This window comes from Massilia sp. TWR1-2-2, from assembly GCF_049897565.1.
Lineage (GTDB): Bacteria > Pseudomonadota > Gammaproteobacteria > Burkholderiales > Burkholderiaceae_D > JAFCUW01.
Map to the genome: position 1 here is coordinate 1 of NZ_JAFCWM010000091.1, position 1266 is coordinate 1266.

Here is a 1266-nt window from a genome sequence, read left to right on the forward strand (position 1 = left end):
GCCTACCGATCCAATGACCTGGACGAGGGGCCGCGCATCGTCGTGTTCGACTATCAAACCGGCCGTGCCGGCGCGCATGCGCGCGCCTTCCTGTCGGGCTGGCAAGGCCAGCTGATGGTCGACGATTACGCTGGCTACAAAGCCATGTTCGCTGCCGGCATCACCGAGCTGGCGTGCATGGCCCACGTATGCCGCAAGTTCTTCGACCTGCATGCTGCCAACGGTAGTCCGATTGCCGCGGAGGCACTGCGCCGTATCGGCCAGTTGTACGCCGTGGAGCAGCAAGGGCGCGAACTGGCGCCGACGGAGCGCTTCCAGCTGCGCCAGGACCAGGCCAAGCCGCTGCTGTCCGATTGGCACGCCTGGCTGCTTGCCGCGCGCAGGACCGTGGCCGTCGGCAGCGGCACCGCCAGGGCGATCGACTACGCACTCAAGCGCTGGCCGGCGCTGCTGCGCTACGCCGATTCCGGAACGCTGCCGATCGATAACAACCCGGTCGAGAACACGATCCGTCCAATTGCTGTCGGCAAAAAGAACTGGCTGTTTGCCGGCTCCGAACGGGCCGGGAGGCGTGCCGCCGCGATCCAGACCCTGCTCGCCACCGCCAAGCTCAACGGACTCGAACCATTACGCTGGCTCAGCGAAACACTCGAAAAACTGCCCAGCTGCCCGAACAGCAAGATCGACTCCTTGCTACCGTTTGCACAGTCTACCCAGTCCTAAACCGCATTCATAGGTGGGTGGGCCGGACGCTTACGTTAGGTGGTCGTCGTAGGTGATCGAACTCGCGCAATCATGTACCCATCCATAGCTGGTCGCCGTTCGAAACCAAGCACGTTTGCGTCCACTGGTCACCACCGGCAATTCGTTGCCGACTTCGTGCGGCAAGCGCTACACAGCCAAGCTCAAACTAGCTCGGTACCTGCAAGCTTATGGAATGCCATAAGAGACGGGCGCGTGAGACACAAAATGGCGTTTGCTTGCCGACACCTAACGAGCAGCGGCAAGCAGTCCAAGACTTACTCTGTAATAAAACTGATTCGGATCGCGCGTTCACACAACGCCCCGGCGATCCCGATCAGGCGCGCCCGGAAAATTTAGGGACGGAGTAGACACTATCTGCCTTGAAGGCAGCCCGTGGGGGTGACACCCAATCCACCCAAGTTAGCCGATTTCAACAATTTTTCTGACTCATTGCCTTGTGCGGTTTTTGGTCTTGCTTCCGCGGTTTCGAGAGATTTTCACGATGTCGATAGGTCCTTCCAG

At 60.3% G+C, this 1266-nt stretch carries 1 protein-coding gene; it reads left to right on the top strand.

All coding sequences use genetic code 11. From position 1 onward, the window contains the following. On the top strand, window positions 1-723 hold a 723-nt coding region (gene tnpC / locus ACP7DD_RS26495), incomplete at its 5' end, for an IS66 family transposase (RefSeq protein WP_426178380.1). Window positions 724-1266 lie beyond the last annotated feature (543 nt).